General features: G+C 59.9%; 16 protein-coding genes. 11 read left to right on the top strand and 5 right to left on the bottom strand.

What is annotated here, in order from left to right; translation table 11 throughout:
* Positions 1-53 precede the first annotated feature (53 nt).
* Positions 54-1,367 carry a hemolysin family protein gene (locus tag BFN67_RS03965; protein WP_080918314.1) on the top strand — a complete coding sequence of 438 codons (1,314 nt, stop codon included), beginning with the start codon at positions 54-56 and terminating at the stop codon, positions 1,365-1,367.
* Positions 1,368-1,439: 72 nt separating this feature from the next.
* Here BFN67_RS03965 and BFN67_RS03960 read toward each other — a convergent pair whose 3' ends face one another.
* Positions 1,440-2,045 (bottom strand): NADPH-dependent FMN reductase, encoded by a 606-nt coding sequence (locus BFN67_RS03960; RefSeq protein WP_080918313.1) that lies wholly within the window; start codon positions 2,043-2,045, stop codon positions 1,440-1,442.
* Between the two features lie 87 nt (positions 2,046-2,132).
* Between BFN67_RS03960 and BFN67_RS03955 the strand changes: the two genes are divergently transcribed.
* Positions 2,133-2,504, top strand: coding sequence for a winged helix-turn-helix transcriptional regulator (locus tag BFN67_RS03955; RefSeq protein WP_080918312.1), 372 nt, complete (start codon positions 2,133-2,135; stop codon positions 2,502-2,504).
* A 12-nt stretch (positions 2,505-2,516) separates the two neighbouring features.
* Here the strand turns inward: BFN67_RS03955 and BFN67_RS03950 are convergent, their stop codons facing one another.
* Positions 2,517-2,912, bottom strand: a complete 396-nt coding sequence (locus BFN67_RS03950; protein ID WP_080918311.1) for an acyl-CoA thioesterase — start codon at positions 2,910-2,912, stop codon at positions 2,517-2,519.
* A 180-nt stretch (positions 2,913-3,092) separates the two neighbouring features.
* Between BFN67_RS03950 and BFN67_RS03945 the strand changes: the two genes are divergently transcribed.
* The 3 genes from BFN67_RS03945 (at position 3,093) to BFN67_RS03935 (ending at position 6,409) form a co-directional block, all read left to right on the top strand.
* Positions 3,093-4,709: a GMC family oxidoreductase gene (locus BFN67_RS03945; RefSeq protein WP_080918310.1), complete on the top strand. Its 1,617-nt coding sequence runs from the start codon at positions 3,093-3,095 to the stop codon at positions 4,707-4,709.
* Positions 4,706-5,917, top strand: a complete 1,212-nt coding sequence (locus BFN67_RS03940; RefSeq protein WP_080918309.1) for a mandelate racemase/muconate lactonizing enzyme family protein — start codon at positions 4,706-4,708, stop codon at positions 5,915-5,917. Before BFN67_RS03945 ends, BFN67_RS03940 begins: the two co-directional genes overlap by 4 nt.
* A gap of 234 nt (positions 5,918-6,151) precedes the next feature.
* On the top strand, positions 6,152-6,409 hold the full coding sequence (locus BFN67_RS03935; protein ID WP_080918308.1) for a SemiSWEET family sugar transporter: 258 nt from the start codon (positions 6,152-6,154) through the stop codon (positions 6,407-6,409).
* On the opposite strand, the gene BFN67_RS03930 is transcribed toward BFN67_RS03935, so the two are convergent.
* Positions 6,329-7,441 carry a CapA family protein gene (locus BFN67_RS03930; RefSeq protein WP_080918307.1) on the bottom strand — a complete coding sequence of 371 codons (1,113 nt, stop codon included), beginning with the start codon at positions 7,439-7,441 and terminating at the stop codon, positions 6,329-6,331. The genes BFN67_RS03935 and BFN67_RS03930 overlap by 81 nt on opposite strands.
* A 171-nt stretch (positions 7,442-7,612) precedes the next feature.
* Between BFN67_RS03930 and uvrB the strand changes: the two genes are divergently transcribed.
* The 3 genes from uvrB (at position 7,613) to BFN67_RS03915 (ending at position 11,559) form a co-directional block, all read left to right on the top strand.
* Positions 7,613-10,666 carry an excinuclease ABC subunit UvrB gene (uvrB, locus tag BFN67_RS03925; protein ID WP_080918306.1) on the top strand — a complete coding sequence of 1,018 codons (3,054 nt, stop codon included), beginning with the start codon at positions 7,613-7,615 and terminating at the stop codon, positions 10,664-10,666.
* A gap of 101 nt (positions 10,667-10,767) precedes the next feature.
* Positions 10,768-11,196, top strand: a complete 429-nt coding sequence (locus tag BFN67_RS03920) for a VOC family protein (RefSeq protein WP_080918305.1) — start codon at positions 10,768-10,770, stop codon at positions 11,194-11,196.
* Positions 11,197-11,205: 9 nt separating this feature from the next.
* Positions 11,206-11,559 (top strand): DUF1428 domain-containing protein, encoded by a 354-nt coding sequence (locus BFN67_RS03915; RefSeq protein WP_080918304.1) that lies wholly within the window; start codon positions 11,206-11,208, stop codon positions 11,557-11,559.
* Positions 11,560-11,592: 33 nt separating this feature from the next.
* On the opposite strand, the gene BFN67_RS03910 is transcribed toward BFN67_RS03915, so the two are convergent.
* Entirely contained in the window at positions 11,593-13,227 is a 1,635-nt protein-coding gene (locus BFN67_RS03910; protein WP_080918393.1) for a tetratricopeptide repeat-containing sulfotransferase family protein, read from the bottom strand.
* A 1,154-nt stretch (positions 13,228-14,381) separates the two neighbouring features.
* On the opposite strand from BFN67_RS03910, the gene BFN67_RS03900 reads away from it, so the two are divergent.
* The 3 genes from BFN67_RS03900 to BFN67_RS03890 all read left to right on the top strand — a co-directional run bounded on the left by BFN67_RS03900 (position 14,382) and on the right by BFN67_RS03890 (position 15,828).
* Positions 14,382-14,594, top strand: a complete 213-nt coding sequence (locus BFN67_RS03900; RefSeq protein ID WP_080918303.1) for a cold-shock protein — start codon at positions 14,382-14,384, stop codon at positions 14,592-14,594.
* Positions 14,595-14,952: 358 nt separating this feature from the next.
* Positions 14,953-15,165, top strand: a complete 213-nt coding sequence (locus BFN67_RS03895) for a cold-shock protein (protein ID WP_006202521.1) — start codon at positions 14,953-14,955, stop codon at positions 15,163-15,165.
* A gap of 261 nt (positions 15,166-15,426) precedes the next feature.
* Complete coding sequence (locus BFN67_RS03890) at positions 15,427-15,828, top strand: BA14K family protein (RefSeq protein WP_080918391.1); 402 nt, start codon at positions 15,427-15,429, stop codon at positions 15,826-15,828.
* An 88-nt stretch (positions 15,829-15,916) separates the two neighbouring features.
* Here the strand turns inward: BFN67_RS03890 and BFN67_RS03885 are convergent, their stop codons facing one another.
* Complete coding sequence (locus BFN67_RS03885) at positions 15,917-16,561, bottom strand: MBL fold metallo-hydrolase (protein WP_080918302.1); 645 nt, start codon at positions 16,559-16,561, stop codon at positions 15,917-15,919.
* Between the last annotated feature and the right edge of the window lie 13 nt (positions 16,562-16,574).

The following is a 16,574-nucleotide window of genomic DNA, read 5'->3' as shown; positions in this document are numbered from 1 at the left end:
GATGCGGGATGCGTGCACCTTCCGATACGCCGCGCGGAATGCTATGAGCGCCGATGCTTTATATTGAAATTGCCATTGTGGTCGTGCTCATCTGTGTGAACGGCCTGCTTGCCATGTCGGAGCTCGCCATCGTGTCGTCACGGCCGGCACGGCTGAAGGCGATGATCGATCGCAACGTCACTGGCGCGGCAAGCGCCCTGAAACTGGGCTCCGACCCCGGCAAGTTCCTGTCATCGGTGCAGATCGGCATTACGCTGGTCGGCGTCTTGTCAGGCGCCTTTTCCGGCGCGACGCTGGGCGCTCGGCTGGCACAATTGCTGAGCACGCTGGGCGTGGCGCAAAACATCGCCGACCCACTCGGCGTCGGCGTTGTGGTGGCAGTCATCACCTATTTTTCGCTGATTGCTGGTGAACTGGTGCCCAAGCAGATCGCGCTGCGCAATCCCGAGCGTGTCGCGGCCAAAATGGCGCCAGCCATGGCGACGCTGGCCATGATCGCGGCACCGCTGGTTTTCCTGCTCGACATTTCCGGCCGTGGCGCGCTCTGGCTGCTTGGCCAAAGCGGTGAAACCGAGGAAAAAGTCACGGACGACGAGATCAAGATGCTGGTGGCGGAGGCCGAGCATCATGGCACCATAGAATCCGACGAACGCCGCATGATCGCCGGCGTCATGCGCCTTGGCGACCGTGCCGTTCGGGCGGTGATGACGCCGCGCACCGATGTTGACTGGCTGAACCTTCAGGCCGACGAAATCACCAATCGCAAGCTGCTGACGGAAACCCATCATTCGCGCCTGCCCGCCGGCGATGGCAGCGTCGATGCCATGGTGGGGGTTATACAGACGCGTGACGTGCTGGCCGCCATTTTACGGGGCAAGGCCTTCGATCCGCGCCAGCATGTACGTCCCGCGCCTATCGTGCACGATCAGGCCGATGCGCTCGACGTATTGGCCAAACTCAAGGAATCCGACGTGCCGATGGCTCTCGTCCATGACGAGTACGGCCATTTCGAAGGATTGGTTACGCCGGCCGACATTTTGGAGGCCATCACCGGGGTGTTCCGCTCCGATCTCGACGCAGATGACGAAGAAGACAGCGCCATGCAGCGTGACGACGGCTCATGGCTGCTTGCCGGCTACATGCCAGCTGACGAAATGGCCGATCTGCTCGGCTTCGATCTGCCGGACCATCGCGATTATGAAACGGTTGCCGGCTATGTCCTGTCACATCTGCATCATCTGCCGATAACCGGTGAAACAGTCGACGCGCAGGGTTGGCGCTTCGAGGTCGTTGATCTCGACGGCCGCCGCATCGACAAGGTGATCGCCAACCGACTTGTCAGCAGCCACCGCAAAATGGCGCGATAAACAGTTTCCTCAGGTAAGCCCAAAAAGGGCGGCATCGCTGCCGCCCCTACCAACATTATCCCTGCACAAACTTCATGCAGCCTTCACTTCGCCTTCCACAGCTTCCGCCTCACGCGCCGCCTTGAGTGCGGCTGCCCACCAGACAACGTCACTGACCAGCGCCTGACCGGCCTGGTTGAGATGCTCGAAGTCGCCAAGAGCCTTGCCGCCTTCCTTGGCCGCGAGATAGTCGGCCCAGGCGATATGAACAGCCGAACGCACCGGCGCCATCTGCAATTCGACCGCGTGCAGGCGAAGCTGCTCAATTGCGCGGGCCGCTCCGACACCGCCATAACCGACGAAGCCGGCCGGCTTCTTGTTCCATTCGGTATAGGCATAATCCAGCGCGTTCTTCAGCACCGCAGTCGGCCCATGCGTGTATTCGGCCGCAGTGAAGATGAAACCGTCAAATCCGGCAACTGTCTTCTGCCAGCGTTGTGCTACTTCACTCTGCGAGGGCGCCCATAGCGACGATGCGACTTCTTCAAAGAAGGGCAGCTGGAAATCGCGCAAATCGATGATCTCGACCTCGACACCGGCATGCTGCCGCGCAATTCCGGCGATCCACTCCGCCGGCTTGTCGGCGAAGCGCACGGTGCGTGTGGAACCGAGCACGATCGCGATCCTGAGTTTTGACATTCAGCTCTCCTTGATGGAATTCATGGTATACATTCGATACTCGCGCTATATGTGATACCGTCAACTCGACCGCAAGGAGGCACTTTTATGAAACCAGAGCACCTTCATGGCACCGAGGATTGCCGCGCGGTTTCGCAAATCCTGCAGCGCATCGGCGACAAATGGTCGTTGCTGGTCGTGCGCCGGCTCGGCGACGGGCCGATGCGCTTCAACGAATTACGTCGTGCCATTGGCGGCATTTCGCAAAAAATGCTGACGACGACGCTGCGCACATTGGAGCGCGACGGCTTTGTCACGCGTACGATCTTTGCGACCGTCCCGCCCCGTGTGGACTACGAGTTGACCGATCTGGGGCGTGAACTGGAAATACCGGTCAAGGGACTGGCCGAATGGGCGATCGTCAATAGCGGACGCATCAACGAGGCAAGGCGGCGTTTCGATGGTGAGAACGCGGCGTGATCGGCTGGCGCCTCAGCTTTCCGGCGGCACCGGCTTGGGTTTCCCCGACTCGTCCAGCGCCACCATGACGAACTCGGCATGAGTGACCTTTTCCATCAACTCGGAAAGATAGCGCTGCGCCCAGGCTTCGACCGTCAGCGTCATCGACGTGCGGCCGACGCACTCGACATGAGAATAGACGCACAGCGTATCACCGACCTTCATCGGCTTGGCGAAAGCCATCTCCTTCACCGCCGCCGTTACCACCCGCCCCCTGGCGCGCTCGGCGGCGCGAATACCGCAGGCAAGGTCCATCTGCGCCATAACCCAACCACCGAAAATATCGCCCGCCGCATTGGCATCGGCTGGCATGGCCAGTGTCCTCAGTGTCAGTTCGCCGTGCGGCTCCCCATTGGCGTATCGCACCATGCTTGCAGCCCTTTTTCAGTCAGCTATTTTATCCCGTAGTCGCATAGAGAACCGATAAGAGCCCGCAACCATATTGTCACGACAAGCCGTCGCATTTTTCACAAGCGATGCCGGTAGTCCTGATGACGGTGGCCCCCTGTCCCAGCTAGGCTCGCGCAGTTTTCGAGGCGGCCGGCAAACATGCAGACATATGACTTCATCATCGTCGGCTCCGGCTCCGCCGGCTCGGTCGTGGCCGAGCGGTTGTCCGCATCCGGCCGATTTTCCGTTCTGGTACTGGAGGCAGGCGGCACCGATCGCCGCTTCTTCGTCCAAATGCCGCTCGGCTACGGCAAGACCTTCTTCGACCCCGCCGTGAACTGGAACTATAAGACCGAGCCTGACCCCGGCCTCGCCGGGAATGCCGATCACTGGCCACGCGGTAAACTGCTCGGCGGCTCCAGTTCAATCAACGCCATGGTATGGATACGTGGCGCGCGCGAGGATTTCGACGCATGGGCAGCCGCCGGCAATCCCGGCTGGAGCCATGACGATCTCCTGCCTGCCTTCAAGGCGATCGAAGACAATGAGGCCGGCGCTGATCAATGGCGCGGGCGCAACGGCCCGGTGCACATCACCGACAACCGGCGTTTCGTCCACCCGCTGACGGAGCGCTATCTCAAGGCCGCCGAAGAGGCCGGGCTACCGATCAATCCGGACTTCAACGGGGCCTCTCAGGAAGGCGCCGGAATCTATCAGATCACCACCAGGGATGGACGGCGTATGTCCGCGGCGCGCGCCTTTCTGCGTCCGGCAATGAAACGGTCCAATGTGCGCGTCGAGACCAACGCACTGGCGACACGGATTCTGTTCGACGGCAAACGCGCCACCGGCATCGAATACCGGCAGAACGGAAAAACCAGAACCGCAATGGCCGGCCGCGAGGTGATCGTCTCGACCGGTTCGATCAACACACCGCAACTCCTGCAACTGTCCGGCGTCGGCCCGGCAGGATTGTTGCGGGACCTCGGCATCCCGGTCATCCATGCGCTGGAGAATGTCGGCCGCAATCTGCAGGACCATCAGGGCATCAATTATAGCTGGAAGGGCAAGGTGCCGACGCTGAACCAGATCCTGCGTCCATGGTGGGGCAAGGCGCTGGTCGGCGCACGCTATTTGCTGCTGCGGTCCGGGCCTCTCTCCATGTCGATGAACCAGGGCGGCGGCTTTTTCCGCACCGACCCGGATCAACCGCGTCCCAATATGCAGCTCTACTTCCAGGCATTCTCGACCGTTCTTCCGAAAAGCGGCGAGCGTCCTATCCTTTCGCCCGACCCATGGCCCGGTTTTTCCATCGGACTGTCCAATTGCCGACCGTCGAGCCGTGGCGAAATCATGATCCGCTCGTCAAACCCGCTGGAACAACCGCGCATCAGGCCCAATGCTTATTCAACCGAGAAGGATGTTCTGGAAATGCTGGCGGCGGTGAAATTCCTGCGCCGGATCGCCTCAATGCCGGCCATCGCCGAGATCGTCGAGGAAGAAGTTTTGCCTGGCACCTCAATCACTTGCGACGACGATCTGATTCAGGATTTCAGGAAGCGCTCGGGCACCGTCTATCATCCGGTATCAACCTGCCGCATGGGGCCGGACGCAACGCGCGCCGTTGTCGATCCGCGCCTGCGCGTGCACGGCCTTGGTGGCCTTCGGGTCATCGACGCGTCGATCTTCCCTGATAATGTGACCGGCAACACCAATGCCGCATCCATCATGACGGGCTGGAAAGGCGCCGAAATGGTGCTGGAGGACAGCAAATGAAAATCACCGATGTGAAAACCTTCGTCGTCGGCAACCCACCGCCCGGCATCGGCGGTAAATATTTCATCTTCGTCAAGCTGATGACCGACGGCGGTGTGGTCGGCTACGGCGAGGCCTACAACGCCACCTTCTCCGCGCATGTCACGGCGAAAATGATCGAGGACATGGCAGAGCGCTATCTCGTCGGCCACGATCCGCACGATATCGAGAACTTCTTTCGCCGCTGCTATTCTTCCGGCTTCACCCAACGCCCGGATGTTTCCGCGATGGGCTGCTTCTCGGCGCTCGAAATCGCCTGCTGGGACATTATCGGCAAGGAAGCCGGACAACCGGTCTATCAACTGCTCGGCGGCAGGGTGCACGAAAAGCTGCGCAGTTACACCTACCTTTATCCGCATAGTGGCTCCGTCCACTCGGAAGATGCACATGGAAGGAATGTCTACAACGATCCCGACCTCGCTGCCGAATGTGCAGCCCTCTATGTCGAGCAAGGCTTCACGGCCGTAAAACTCGACCCCGCCGGCCCCTACACTGCATTCGACGGCCATCAGCCGCGCTTGATCGATATCGACCTATCGGTCCGCATGCTGAAGGTAATCCGCGCGGCGGTCGGCACCAAAGCCGATATCCTGTACGGCACGCATGGCCAGTTCACCGCTTCGGGCGCGCTACGGATGGCAGGGGCCATCGAGCCCTACGATCCTCTATGGTTCGAGGAGCCCGTGCCACCCGACATGCCCGAAGTCATGGCGGAGGTGGCGCGAGGAACGAAAATTCCCATTGCTACCGGCGAGCGCCTGACGACGAAGTTCGAATTCGCGCGTGTCATTGAAAATCGCGCCGCTTCGATCCTGCAACCGGACCTCGGCCGCTCCGGCGGCATCTTTGAGACCAAGAAGATCGCGGCGATGGCGGAGGCGCATCACATCCAGATAGCCCCACATTGCTATTGCGGTCCGATCGTCGGAGCAGCCAATATCCAACTTGCCGTGACGCTGCCCAACTTCCTGATACTGGAATCGCTTAAGCAGTGGGACGGCTTTCATGCACAGTTGCTGAAGACAAAGATCGAATGGCAGGACGGTTATGTCGTTCCCCCAGGTGAGCCGGGATTGGGCGTCGAACTCAATGAAGCCGTCTGCGAGGCACATCCCTATACCGGCAAGGCCCTTCATCTCGAAATGGCGCAGACGCCGCTGCTGCCGTGAGCAGCAAGCCCTGTCATTTCAGCTCTTTACGTTCGACCGCGGAATCAATCCGGAAGGTCCCTGATCCAAAACCTCAACATTGGCACCGCCAATGGATGGGACGAAGACCAGTCGCTGTCACAACGAAAAAATCGCCGCGGCGCACAGGCAGCCACTTCACAGGAATTCTGCGTTCTGGCATAGAGGTTTGCGCCGCATTGACGGCGTTCGTGGAAAGTTTCCGCCCGTATCCCAATGCATCCAGCAATCGAAATCATCGGCGCAGTCGCTGCGCTCATAACCACGCTCGGCTGGGTGCCGCAGGTCGCCAAGATGGCCCGTGAGCGCAAGGCTGGAGACATTTCGCTCATTGCCACGGGCTCGATTGCGACCGGCGTGTTGCTATGGGTCGTCTACGGGCTGCTGATTGGCTCATGGCCGTTGATCCTGGCCAATGGAATCACCTTTCTGTTCGTCGTCGCTATTGTCGGCATGAAACTGCGCTTCGGTTAAACCGGCCCCGTATATCGCGCTCAACCGTGTAACGACGCGCTGCCGCAGTGATCCCTCCAGCGCCTCGATCGGCAGCAGTCGCTCATGATCGCCGTCCCGCATGCGGTAAAAGAACTGCATGCGGTAGGCCGCAATCTTGGCGCACAGACCCTCACTGGCGCAGACATCCACGACGAGGATTGCTCCGATGCGTCCCGGCCAAGGCTGGCGGGCAAAAGCCGTGCCAAGGAAATCGCCGAGTCCATAGGCGACCATTGCGCCCCCAATCATCTCGACCGGCTGGACTACATGAGCATGGCCACCGACAATCAGGCTGGCGCCATGCTCGGCAAAGCGACGCGCCAGCACCCGGCTTTCAGTGCGAGGAAAATGCCTAAACTCCCAGTCCCAATGCGGCAGGACGCACAACATATCGACGGCACCCCCGCAGCCCGGCATTCCCGATGGGTCGAGCGACATCGCAACCTTGCCGGCGAAGTCCGCCGCGGCACCGTTTCGCCACTGCGTAAAGGCGGCAAAGCCGATTGCAAGCAGCCCGACCTGCCGTGTCACGATCCCCGAATCGGCCTTGCCGACAACACTGATCCCTAGCCGATCTAACGCCGCCAACGTCTGGGAAAAACCATCGGCACCCTGGTCGAGCGCATGATTGTTGGCAATCGAAAGAACCAGCTTTTCACGCACGATGCCGGCCGCCGCCAGCGACCCGGCCAGAAAGCCTTCCCGCATCGCATGCCGGGTGCCGATAAAGGTGCCCCATCGCGCACGCGTCCGGTTCACCACGGGGCTTTCGCAATTACCGATGACGAGATCAGCCGAGGCAAGCAAATCCCGAATCGCAGGATCAACTTTCGGAGGACGGCGGTTGGCCACCGCAGAAATATCACCAACAAAAGCCAGTCGCGCCTGGATCGTTAGGGGGCGCGCAATGGTAGCGGCAGCCGGCGCGAAATCGCCGGGATTGCCATCCAGCGACGGTCTCAGAAAGCGCGGCAGCCACGACAATTTGTAGGCGAGCGGATAGTTGGACACTTCGGCACCCCTGTTCCAGGCTCACGCTTAGCAGAAGCGCGTAACTGACTGGTATGCAGCAGCACACTTCCTGACACCTTGATGTCAGGAGCACCTCATCCGTAACGCAAGTTGGCGTGTTTCAGGCCCCCACCTCTTTCTATTTCACCGCAATTCTCCCATATTCGGGCCATGGCCAAAGTCCCTGACAGGAAATCGCCCTCGCAGGCAGAGGGCAAACGTGTCGCGCCACGCAAGCGCGGCAATGCCGTGACCGATTATCTGGACGCATCCGAACCGCTGGAGCGCAAAGGCTTTTCCGAAGCGCCTCAGGCCGGGTTTACCGGCACGCCGCTGTCCGGCTCGATTTCGGATTGGGCCGAACAGATTTCGCGGGAAGCCGAGCGCGAAGGACAGGTGGTCGAAGAGCGTCCGTCCAAGCCGAAACCATCGAAGAAAGTCCCCGAGCGTTCGGCCTCCCCCACGCGCACCGCGCGCGGCACCTCCATGGGCGGCGCGGCTTCTGCCAAGGAACGAGCGGCGGCTGGCCTGAATCCTGTCGCCGGTCTCGATATCTCGCTGGAGGACGCCGAAACGCTGTCCAACACCGGTGTCACCGCCACGGTCAAGGCGCTGGCCGATTTGATCGAAAGCGGCAATCCGCTGCACAAGAACGGGGTATTGTGGACGCCACACCGTCCAGAACGCCCGGAAAAGTCCGAAGGCGGCATCGCCATCAGGATGGAGTCGGATTTCGAGCCGCGCGGCGATCAGCCGACAGCGATCAAGGACCTTGTGGAAGGCATCGCCAATGAGGACCGCACGCAGGTGCTGCTTGGCGTCACCGGCTCCGGCAAGACGTTCACCATGGCCAAGGTGATCGAGGAGACGCAGCGCCCAGCCCTGATCCTCGCGCCGAACAAGACGCTTGCGGCCCAGCTTTACGCCGAATTCAAGAAGTTCTTCCCCGAAAATGCGGTGGAATATTTCGTCTCTTATTACGATTACTACCAGCCCGAAGCGTACGTTCCGCGCTCCGACACCTATATCGAGAAGGAAAGCTCCATCAACGAGCAGATCGACCGCATGCGCCATTCGGCAACGCGCTCGCTACTCGAACGCGACGACGTCATTATCGTCGCCTCGGTTTCCTGCATCTACGGTATCGGTTCGGTCGAGACCTATACGGCGATGACCTTCCAGATGGCGATCGGAGACCGTCTCGACCAGCGCCAGCTTCTGGCCGATCTGGTCGCTCAGCAATACAGACGCCAGGACATCAACTTCGTGCGCGGCTCGTTTAGGGTGCGTGGCGACACGATCGAAATCTTCCCCGCTCACCTCGAAGATCGCGCATGGCGCATTTCGCTGTTCGGCGATGAGATCGAGTCGATCACAGAATTCGACCCGCTTACGGGCCAGAAGACCGGCGATTTGAAATCAGTCAAAATCTATGCCAACTCGCACTATGTCACGCCGCGCCCGACGTTGAATCAGGCTATCAAGTCGATCAAGGAAGAGCTGAAGCACCGCCTGCAAGAACTTGAAAAATCGGGCCGCCTGCTGGAGGCGCAGCGGTTGGAGCAGCGCACCCGTTTCGACCTCGAAATGCTGGAGGCGACCGGCTCCTGCGCCGGCATCGAAAACTATTCGCGCTATCTCACAGGCCGCCAACCAGGCGATCCCCCGCCGACCCTGTTCGAATATGTGCCGGACAATGCACTCATCTTCGTCGATGAAAGCCACGTCACCATCCCGCAGATCGGCGGCATGTATCGCGGCGACTTCCGCCGCAAAGCGACACTGGCCGAATACGGCTTCCGCCTCCCGTCCTGCATGGACAACCGCCCATTGCGCTTCGAGGAGTGGGACGCCATGCGGCCACTCTCGGTGGCGGTCTCGGCAACGCCCGGCAGTTGGGAAATGGAACAGGCAGGCGGTGTTTTCGCCGAGCAGGTCATCCGCCCGACCGGCCTGATCGACCCGCCGGTCGAAGTGCGTCCCGCCAAGAGCCAGGTCGACGACGTCCTGGGCGAGATCCGCGAGACGACGAAGAAGGGCTATCGCACGCTGTGCACGGTTCTCACCAAGCGCATGGCCGAGGATTTGACCGAGTACCTGCACGAGCAGGGCATCCGCGTGCGCTACATGCACTCCGACATCGACACGCTGGAGCGCATCGAGATTCTGCGCGATCTGCGGCTTGGCGCGTTCGACGTGCTGGTCGGCATCAACCTCCTGCGCGAGGGCCTCGACATTCCCGAATGTGGTTTCGTCGCCATCCTCGATGCCGACAAGGAGGGTTTCCTGCGCTCCGAAACCTCGCTCATCCAGACCATCGGCCGCGCCGCGCGCAACGTAGATGGAAAAGTCATCCTCTACGCCGACCAGATCACCGGTTCTATGGAACGCGCCATGGCGGAGACCAACCGTCGCCGCGAAAAGCAGCTCGAATACAACGCGGCCAACGGCATCACGCCGGAATCGGTCAAGTCGCGTATCTCCGATATTCTGGATTCGGTCTATGAAAAGGACCACGTCCGCGCCGACATCTCGCAGTTCACCGACGATGCCGGCCAGATGATGGGGAACAATCTCAAGGCCCATCTGGAGCATCTGCAAAAGAAGATGCGCGATGCCGCAGCCGACCTTAATTTCGAGGAGGCGGCGCGGCTGCGCGACGAGGTCAAGCGGCTCACCGAAATGGAATTAGCCATTTCCGACGATCCGCTGGCAAAATATGCCGAAACCGAAAGCCCGGTTTCCGGCCGTGAGAAAGGCAAGCACAACAAGGGCCGCCAGCGGCACAAAACTGTGGAGGAAGAGGCACAGCCACTCTTCGCCAAGCCGTCCCTCGAAGAGATGGGCCGGGCGGGCGATCATTCAAAGCCGATTGGCTCAGGTTTCAAGAAACCGTCGCTGGACGATATGGGTCCGGGTACCGATATGCCGACGCCGGCCGGAGCCATATCCCGCTCGCTCTTCAAGAAGCAGTCGGCACGCGAGGCGCATGGTTCCGACTTCGGCATTCCCGACAAAAACAAACCGTCGCTATTCAGGAAGAACTCGCTTGACGAAATGACGGTGCGGCGCACCGAAAAGCCGGTGGAAGGCGTCAAGCCGTCAAAGCCGGAAGAGGTGAAGCCGATCCGCCGCGAGCGCATCGGTATCGGTTCCTATGAAGACCCGCAGGACGAGCACCGGAAAAAACGCCGGCCGGGAAAGACCGGGCGACCGGGACATTAAATTCCGGCGATTCGAGAAAAATCTTGATTCGCTTGTCGGATCGGCCCGCCTGCATGCGTCCTTGGACGGTAATCAAGCCAGATCCTGTGCAGGAGGACCCAATGAACGACCAGACCGCAAAGCAGGCCTCGCCGAAAGTCCTCGGCGGACTGACGCCTTATCTCGGCATCGACGGCGCGACGAAAGCCGCTGAGTTCTACAAACAAGCCTTTGGCGCAGAAGAAGTCTTTGCCATCCCGCCCGACGACAAGGGCCGGACCATGCACATCCATCTCTACGTCAACGGCTCAAGCCTGATGCTGGGCGATTTTTATCCCGAGCATGGCCACGCCGCAAAGCCGGTGCAGGCATGCACCATGCAACTCCACCTCAACAACGACAACATCGATGAATGGTGGCAGCGCGCCATCGAGGCCGGCTGCGAAGTCACCACCCCCTTGCAGGTGATGTTCTGGGGCGACCGCTGGGGTGCGCTGCGCGATCCTTTCGGCGTCGAATGGGCAATGAACGCACCAACTCCCACGAAATAGGAGAGAGCCATGTCTTATGTCGATGGATTCGTTCTGGCCGTACCGAAAACCCGGCTGGAAAACTACAAGGCAATGGCGCAAAGAGCGGGCGCCGTCTGGATGGAGCATGGCGCTCTCGCCTATGCCGAGTGTATCGGCGACGATGTTCCCTACGGCGAACTGACCTCCTTTCCCCGCGCCGTGCAGGCAGGGGAAGACGAAGTCGTGATCTTTTCCTGGGTCACTTATGAATCGCGCAAGGACCGCGACGAGATCCTTGCCAAGGTCATGGCCGACCCGCGCATGCAGTCGGATATGCAGAACATGCCGTTCGACGGCAAACGCATGATCTATGGCGGCTTCGAGGCCTTCATGGAATTGTAGAAAAGCAGGCTCCCGCCCTCGACGGGAGCCTGTCTATTTCAGCCGCTCCACCAACGGCTTTAGTTTGTCGCCATAGCGCGTCCACAGATCGACCGAGCCCTTATACATAGGTTGGCGCACCTGCGCGGCCGAAGCAGTGCGCACCGGGCGATCCGTCTCGTGGAACGCCAGCACCTTGTCGTTCCATGGCAGACCGAGCTGTTCGATCAGCGCCCGTGTCTGACCTTCCTGATCGGCGACGAAATCCTCATAATGCACATCGTGCACCACACCCGGCAGCACCTGGTGCCAATGTGCCATCATGTCGGTGTACAGATTATGGAAGTCGGCCAGTTCGGCGAGATCATAGGAATAGAGATGGCCGTCGCCGCGGAAATGCGTCTTGAAGATCGATAGGCAGGTGGCCGCCGCATTGCGCGCGCAATGTACGATCTTCGCTTTCGGCAGCATCATGTGCAGGAAACCGACCAGTAGGAAATTGCCGGGCATCTTGTCGGTAACATGACGCTGGCTGCGGAAGGCCTTGTGCAGCATGTCGAGATAATCCTGGCCGGCATCGGCAAAGGCCTTGTCCGGCATGTCGCGGATTCCAGCCGGAAAACCACCCTTCATGTCGAGTGGAAACCCCTTGCCGACTGCGGTCTTCAGGATATTCAACTCGCCGGCGCCATAAACCTGCGGATGGCTGGCTATGATCTGCTCGATCAGCGTGGTGCCCGAGCGCGGCATACCGACGACGAAGATCGGCGTATCGTCGACGATATCACTTGGGCGGTGCTTCTCGAAGAAAGCCTTGTCGAAAGTTGCCTTCATCGCCTCGAACTCGGCGCGCGTCTTCGCAGCGTCGTAAGCGATGCCCTTGCGGCGAATGGCATTGCCTTCGGCAAAATAGTCGAAAGCCCGCTCATAGGCTTTGAGGTCGTCATTGGCCTTGCCGAGCCCGAAGGAAATCTGCATGCGCGCCATACTGTCTACTGGCGCCCGCAAATGCTCGGCCTGCATAGCGGTTAATTCTGCATCGGGCTCTTTCTGCCGCTTGACCTGCGCCAGTAACAGCCATGCCTTGGCCATTCCAGGGCTAGCCGCCAGCGCAGCGCGCGCCATCGCCGCAGCGCCGGAAATATCTCCCTTCTCCATCAACGCCACGCCGAAAGCAGCCAGAAGTTCGGCATCCTTCGGCCGGATCGCCAGCGCCTCGCGAAATACCGCAATCGCCTCGTCCAGCCGGGCCATCTCCTGCAAGGTCTCTGCAAGCCCGATGCGCGCGCGCATGTTGAAAGGATTGCGCCCGATCGTTCCGCGATATGTCGTTTCGGCCGCATCGAACAGGCCCATCTGTTTTTGCAACGAGCCGAGATTATCGCGCGCCGCGAGATGGTCCGGCTTCAACGACACAGCCTTGCGGAATTGTTCAGCCGCGGCATGCCCATTCGCCAAATCACGCAACACAGTGCCGTAATTGTTGAGGAAATCGGCGTTTTTGGGCTCCGCACGCACCGACTGCTCAACCAGCGGCAATCCCTCGGTGCCGCGCCCGGTCTGATGCAGCAAAAGCCCCAGAAAGTGTGCGGCGGCAGCATGAGACGGTCGCGCGGCCAGTGCCTGCCGATAGAGCGCTTCGGCATCCCGAACACGACCTGCCTGATGCAAAGCCAGCGCCTGCCGCACGGCTTGGTCGGGTCCACCGCCTTGCGGCGGCTGACCGCCAGCCTTTGCGCCTTCTCGTCTTCTCAAAGCCCGGTTGATGGGAGACCTGCCATGTTCGCGTGAAGTTTGAACCAAGCTCTAAGCCATGGCCAGCAGAGGTTCAAGGTCGTTAGTTGTGGTCGCCGCGACGTAAGGATGCACGGAAAGGGGCGGACCTTAAGCCCGCCTCCTTTCTTTAAAATTTCGCAACGTCTGTCGATGGTGCTACCGGCAACTCCCCTGGCGGATCACACGGTAATTGGCGGCACGTGCCGTGCAGGCATTGCCAAAGCTTCGCACGGAATTGCCGCGTTTTGCACAGACGGGCCGGTATTCACGCGTGCAGACCTTCGGCCGATCCGGACGATTGGACCAGTCGGGTCGATCAGGGCGATGGGGCCGGTCGGGACGGGCGTCCCATCCGCCGCCACGGCATTGGCCCTGGCCGATAATGCGGTAGCCGGCACTTCTTGCCCCGCAGGCATTGGAAAAGGTCCGGCGTTTGCCATGACGACTGGCGCAGACCGGCATATATTCCATGGTGCAAGCCTGCGGTCCTGGACGCGGCGGCAGCGGCCTATAACCCGGTCCCTGATCGACCGCAACATTGCAACCAGCAAGCGTCAGCGCCGCGAAGACGACCGCAATGGCAGGCGACGATATGCAGCCAGAAAAAAATTTCATCATCCCTCTCCTCTCACCTCACGCCAAAAGCTCGCGTGGGGCCTTTGACACAACATGATGATCCCGTCTCCGCGCACAATGGCAAGTGCATTTTTTTGCCCACATCTACCTCTGTGCCTATCATTGGATGGTTCTGGCTGATGTTCTTGGCATTGTCAGGGAATACCGGAAACTCAACGTGGGATCCGCGCCGTAAACGCCGCTCGCGAGCGGCATCTTGCAACATTCACATTTTCGTGCCATGTTTTCAGCGTTCGGGCATTTGCGACCCGGAGACTGGAACGTTTTTGCGCGACCCTTTCCCCGAAAATTGTGAATATCTGACAGCCCCGTTTTTGGCGGGGGGTTTTGTCATGCGCGAATGCTTGGCCCGCCATGCAACCACTGGCTCTTGTATCCGACCCAAGGCGGCGGGCAGGACCTAAGACTGACAGGGTGAAGGAGTTCCCCAAATGGCCCAGACCGGCACCGTTAAATTCTTCAATTCCACCAAGGGCTTCGGCTTTATCACGCCCGACGGCGGCGCCAAGGATGTGTTCGTCCATATTTCCGCTGTCGAGGCTTCCGGCCTGCGTACGCTGGTGGACGGCCAGAAGGTTTCGTTCGACGTGGAGCCAGACCGCATGGGTAAAGGACCTAAAGCGGTCAATCTGAGCGCTGAGTAAGCGCATTTATTGGCGGATCGGCGTCCTTGATTCAACAGAAGCGCGGCGTTTTCGCCGCGCTTTTTTATTCCAAACAGAAATCGGGCTATGCGGACTCCGCGCCTCCTGACATGCGCCCACGCCACCGCCGCGGCGAGTGAAACAATGCCGGCAGCGAAACTTTTGCTTGCTGATGCGGTCAAAATAAACGACAAATTCCCGCTTCGGGCATTTGCCGGCCCGGAACTGGACGAGAGCATCAGACCGAAAAGCGGCTACCGGTTTTCGGATTATTTTGATGCTCCATCAAAGTGTTAGAGCGTTCCTTTGTGCGTTCACGGTTGAACGCATGGCGCTAGTGGGATCAGAGGAGCTTCCCATGCCGCAGACCGGCACCGTCAAATTCTTCAATCATGCCAAAGGCTTCGGATTCATCACGCCGGATGACGGAGCAAAGGATGTTTTTGTTCATATCTCCGCCGTCCAGGCGTCAGGCCTGCCCGGCCTCGAAGACGGACAGAAGGTGACCTTCGACACCGAACCGGACAAGCGCGGCAAAGGGCCAAAAGCGGTAAATTTATCAATCGGTTGACTTATGCCGCCCAAGCATCGGTTCTACCTGACAACCGATGATGGCATAGGCGGCGTTCGCTTTTCCGCGAAACCTTCATCGTCGACGAAAATTGGAACAATCTTCCTGTATCAGCGTTCGCGCAGATGGACGCGATGTGCTGTCCTGAAGAATTTCAAGATTGTGTTCGTTCAGCCTGCGTTCAGCCACGGTTGGCAATTATCTCCAGCGAAACCCGGCAGTCCGCTGAAAATCCGGCAGGCCGGCATGAAGGAGACCATCATGAACCGAGTCCTCAAAACCGCTTTTGTTTCCGTTGCCATTGTTGCGACTGGGGCGGCGACCCTCCCGGCAGCCAATGCCGGCGACTGGGGCCATCACCGCTACTATCGTCACCATCATTCGCATGGCGGAGATGCTTTGGCTGCTGGCGTCGTTGGCCTAGCTGCTGGCGCCCTGCTCGGCGGCGCTCTCGCTTCACAGCCGCCACCGCCGCCACGCTACTACGAGTATGATCGGCCAGCCTATGTCGTGCGCCGTGCACCGGTGCGTTATTACGGGGGGATCGAGCCCTGGACGCGTGATTGGTACGAATATTGTTCAGACCGCTACCGCAGTTTCAACGCCCGCACCGGCACCTTCACCGGCTATGATGGCGAGCATCATTTCTGCGTCGCGAACTGACGGCGAAGCAAACAGTCCCCTGCCCTGTCGAAAAGGCGCGACCGCAAGGCCGCGCCTTTCACTTTTTCAATACCTCGAACCCGGCTAATCAGCCGATCAGGAACGGGTTGGTGCGCCGTTCCTCGCCAAAATTTCCGCCCGGACCGTGACCACACAGGAATCCGATATCATCGCCGAGCGGCAGGAGTTTCTCCTTGATGGAACGGATCAGTGTCGCATGATCTCCTCCGGGAAGATCAGTACGGCCGATCGACCCGTGAAAAAGGACATCGCCGACATGGGCGAACTTCGCGGCGCGATCATAAAAAGCGATGTGACCAGGTGCATGGCCTGGACAATGCAGCACCTCAAAATGATGACCGCCAAATGATACCGTCTCGCCCTCGTTCAAAAAGCGATCGGGTGTGCAATTGCGTATGTCCCCCGTCAGACCGAAACGCCGCGCCTGCTCCTCGAGGTTTTCGAGTAGGGTGCGGTCGGCCTCATGTGGACCGAGGATTTCCACGCCGAGCGCCTCCTTGAGCGCCATGGCCCCGGCAGCGTGGTCGACATGCCCATGAGTGATCCAGATCGCGTGGGCGGCAATGGCGTGATCTTTCAGCGCAGCCAAGATGCGCTCGACATCACCGCCCGGATCGACAACCACGCCGATCTTGTCCTCGACATCGAACAGGATGGTGCAGTTCTGCTGAAACGGTGTCACAGGCACGATACCGGCGTTGAGTTGGCCCATCAGGCAATCTCTT

This window comes from Manganibacter manganicus (assembly GCF_002075885.1).
GTDB classification, from domain to species: domain Bacteria; phylum Pseudomonadota; class Alphaproteobacteria; order Rhizobiales; family Rhizobiaceae; genus Mesorhizobium; species Mesorhizobium manganicum.
This window is presented reverse-complemented; position numbering and strand designations above follow the sequence as displayed.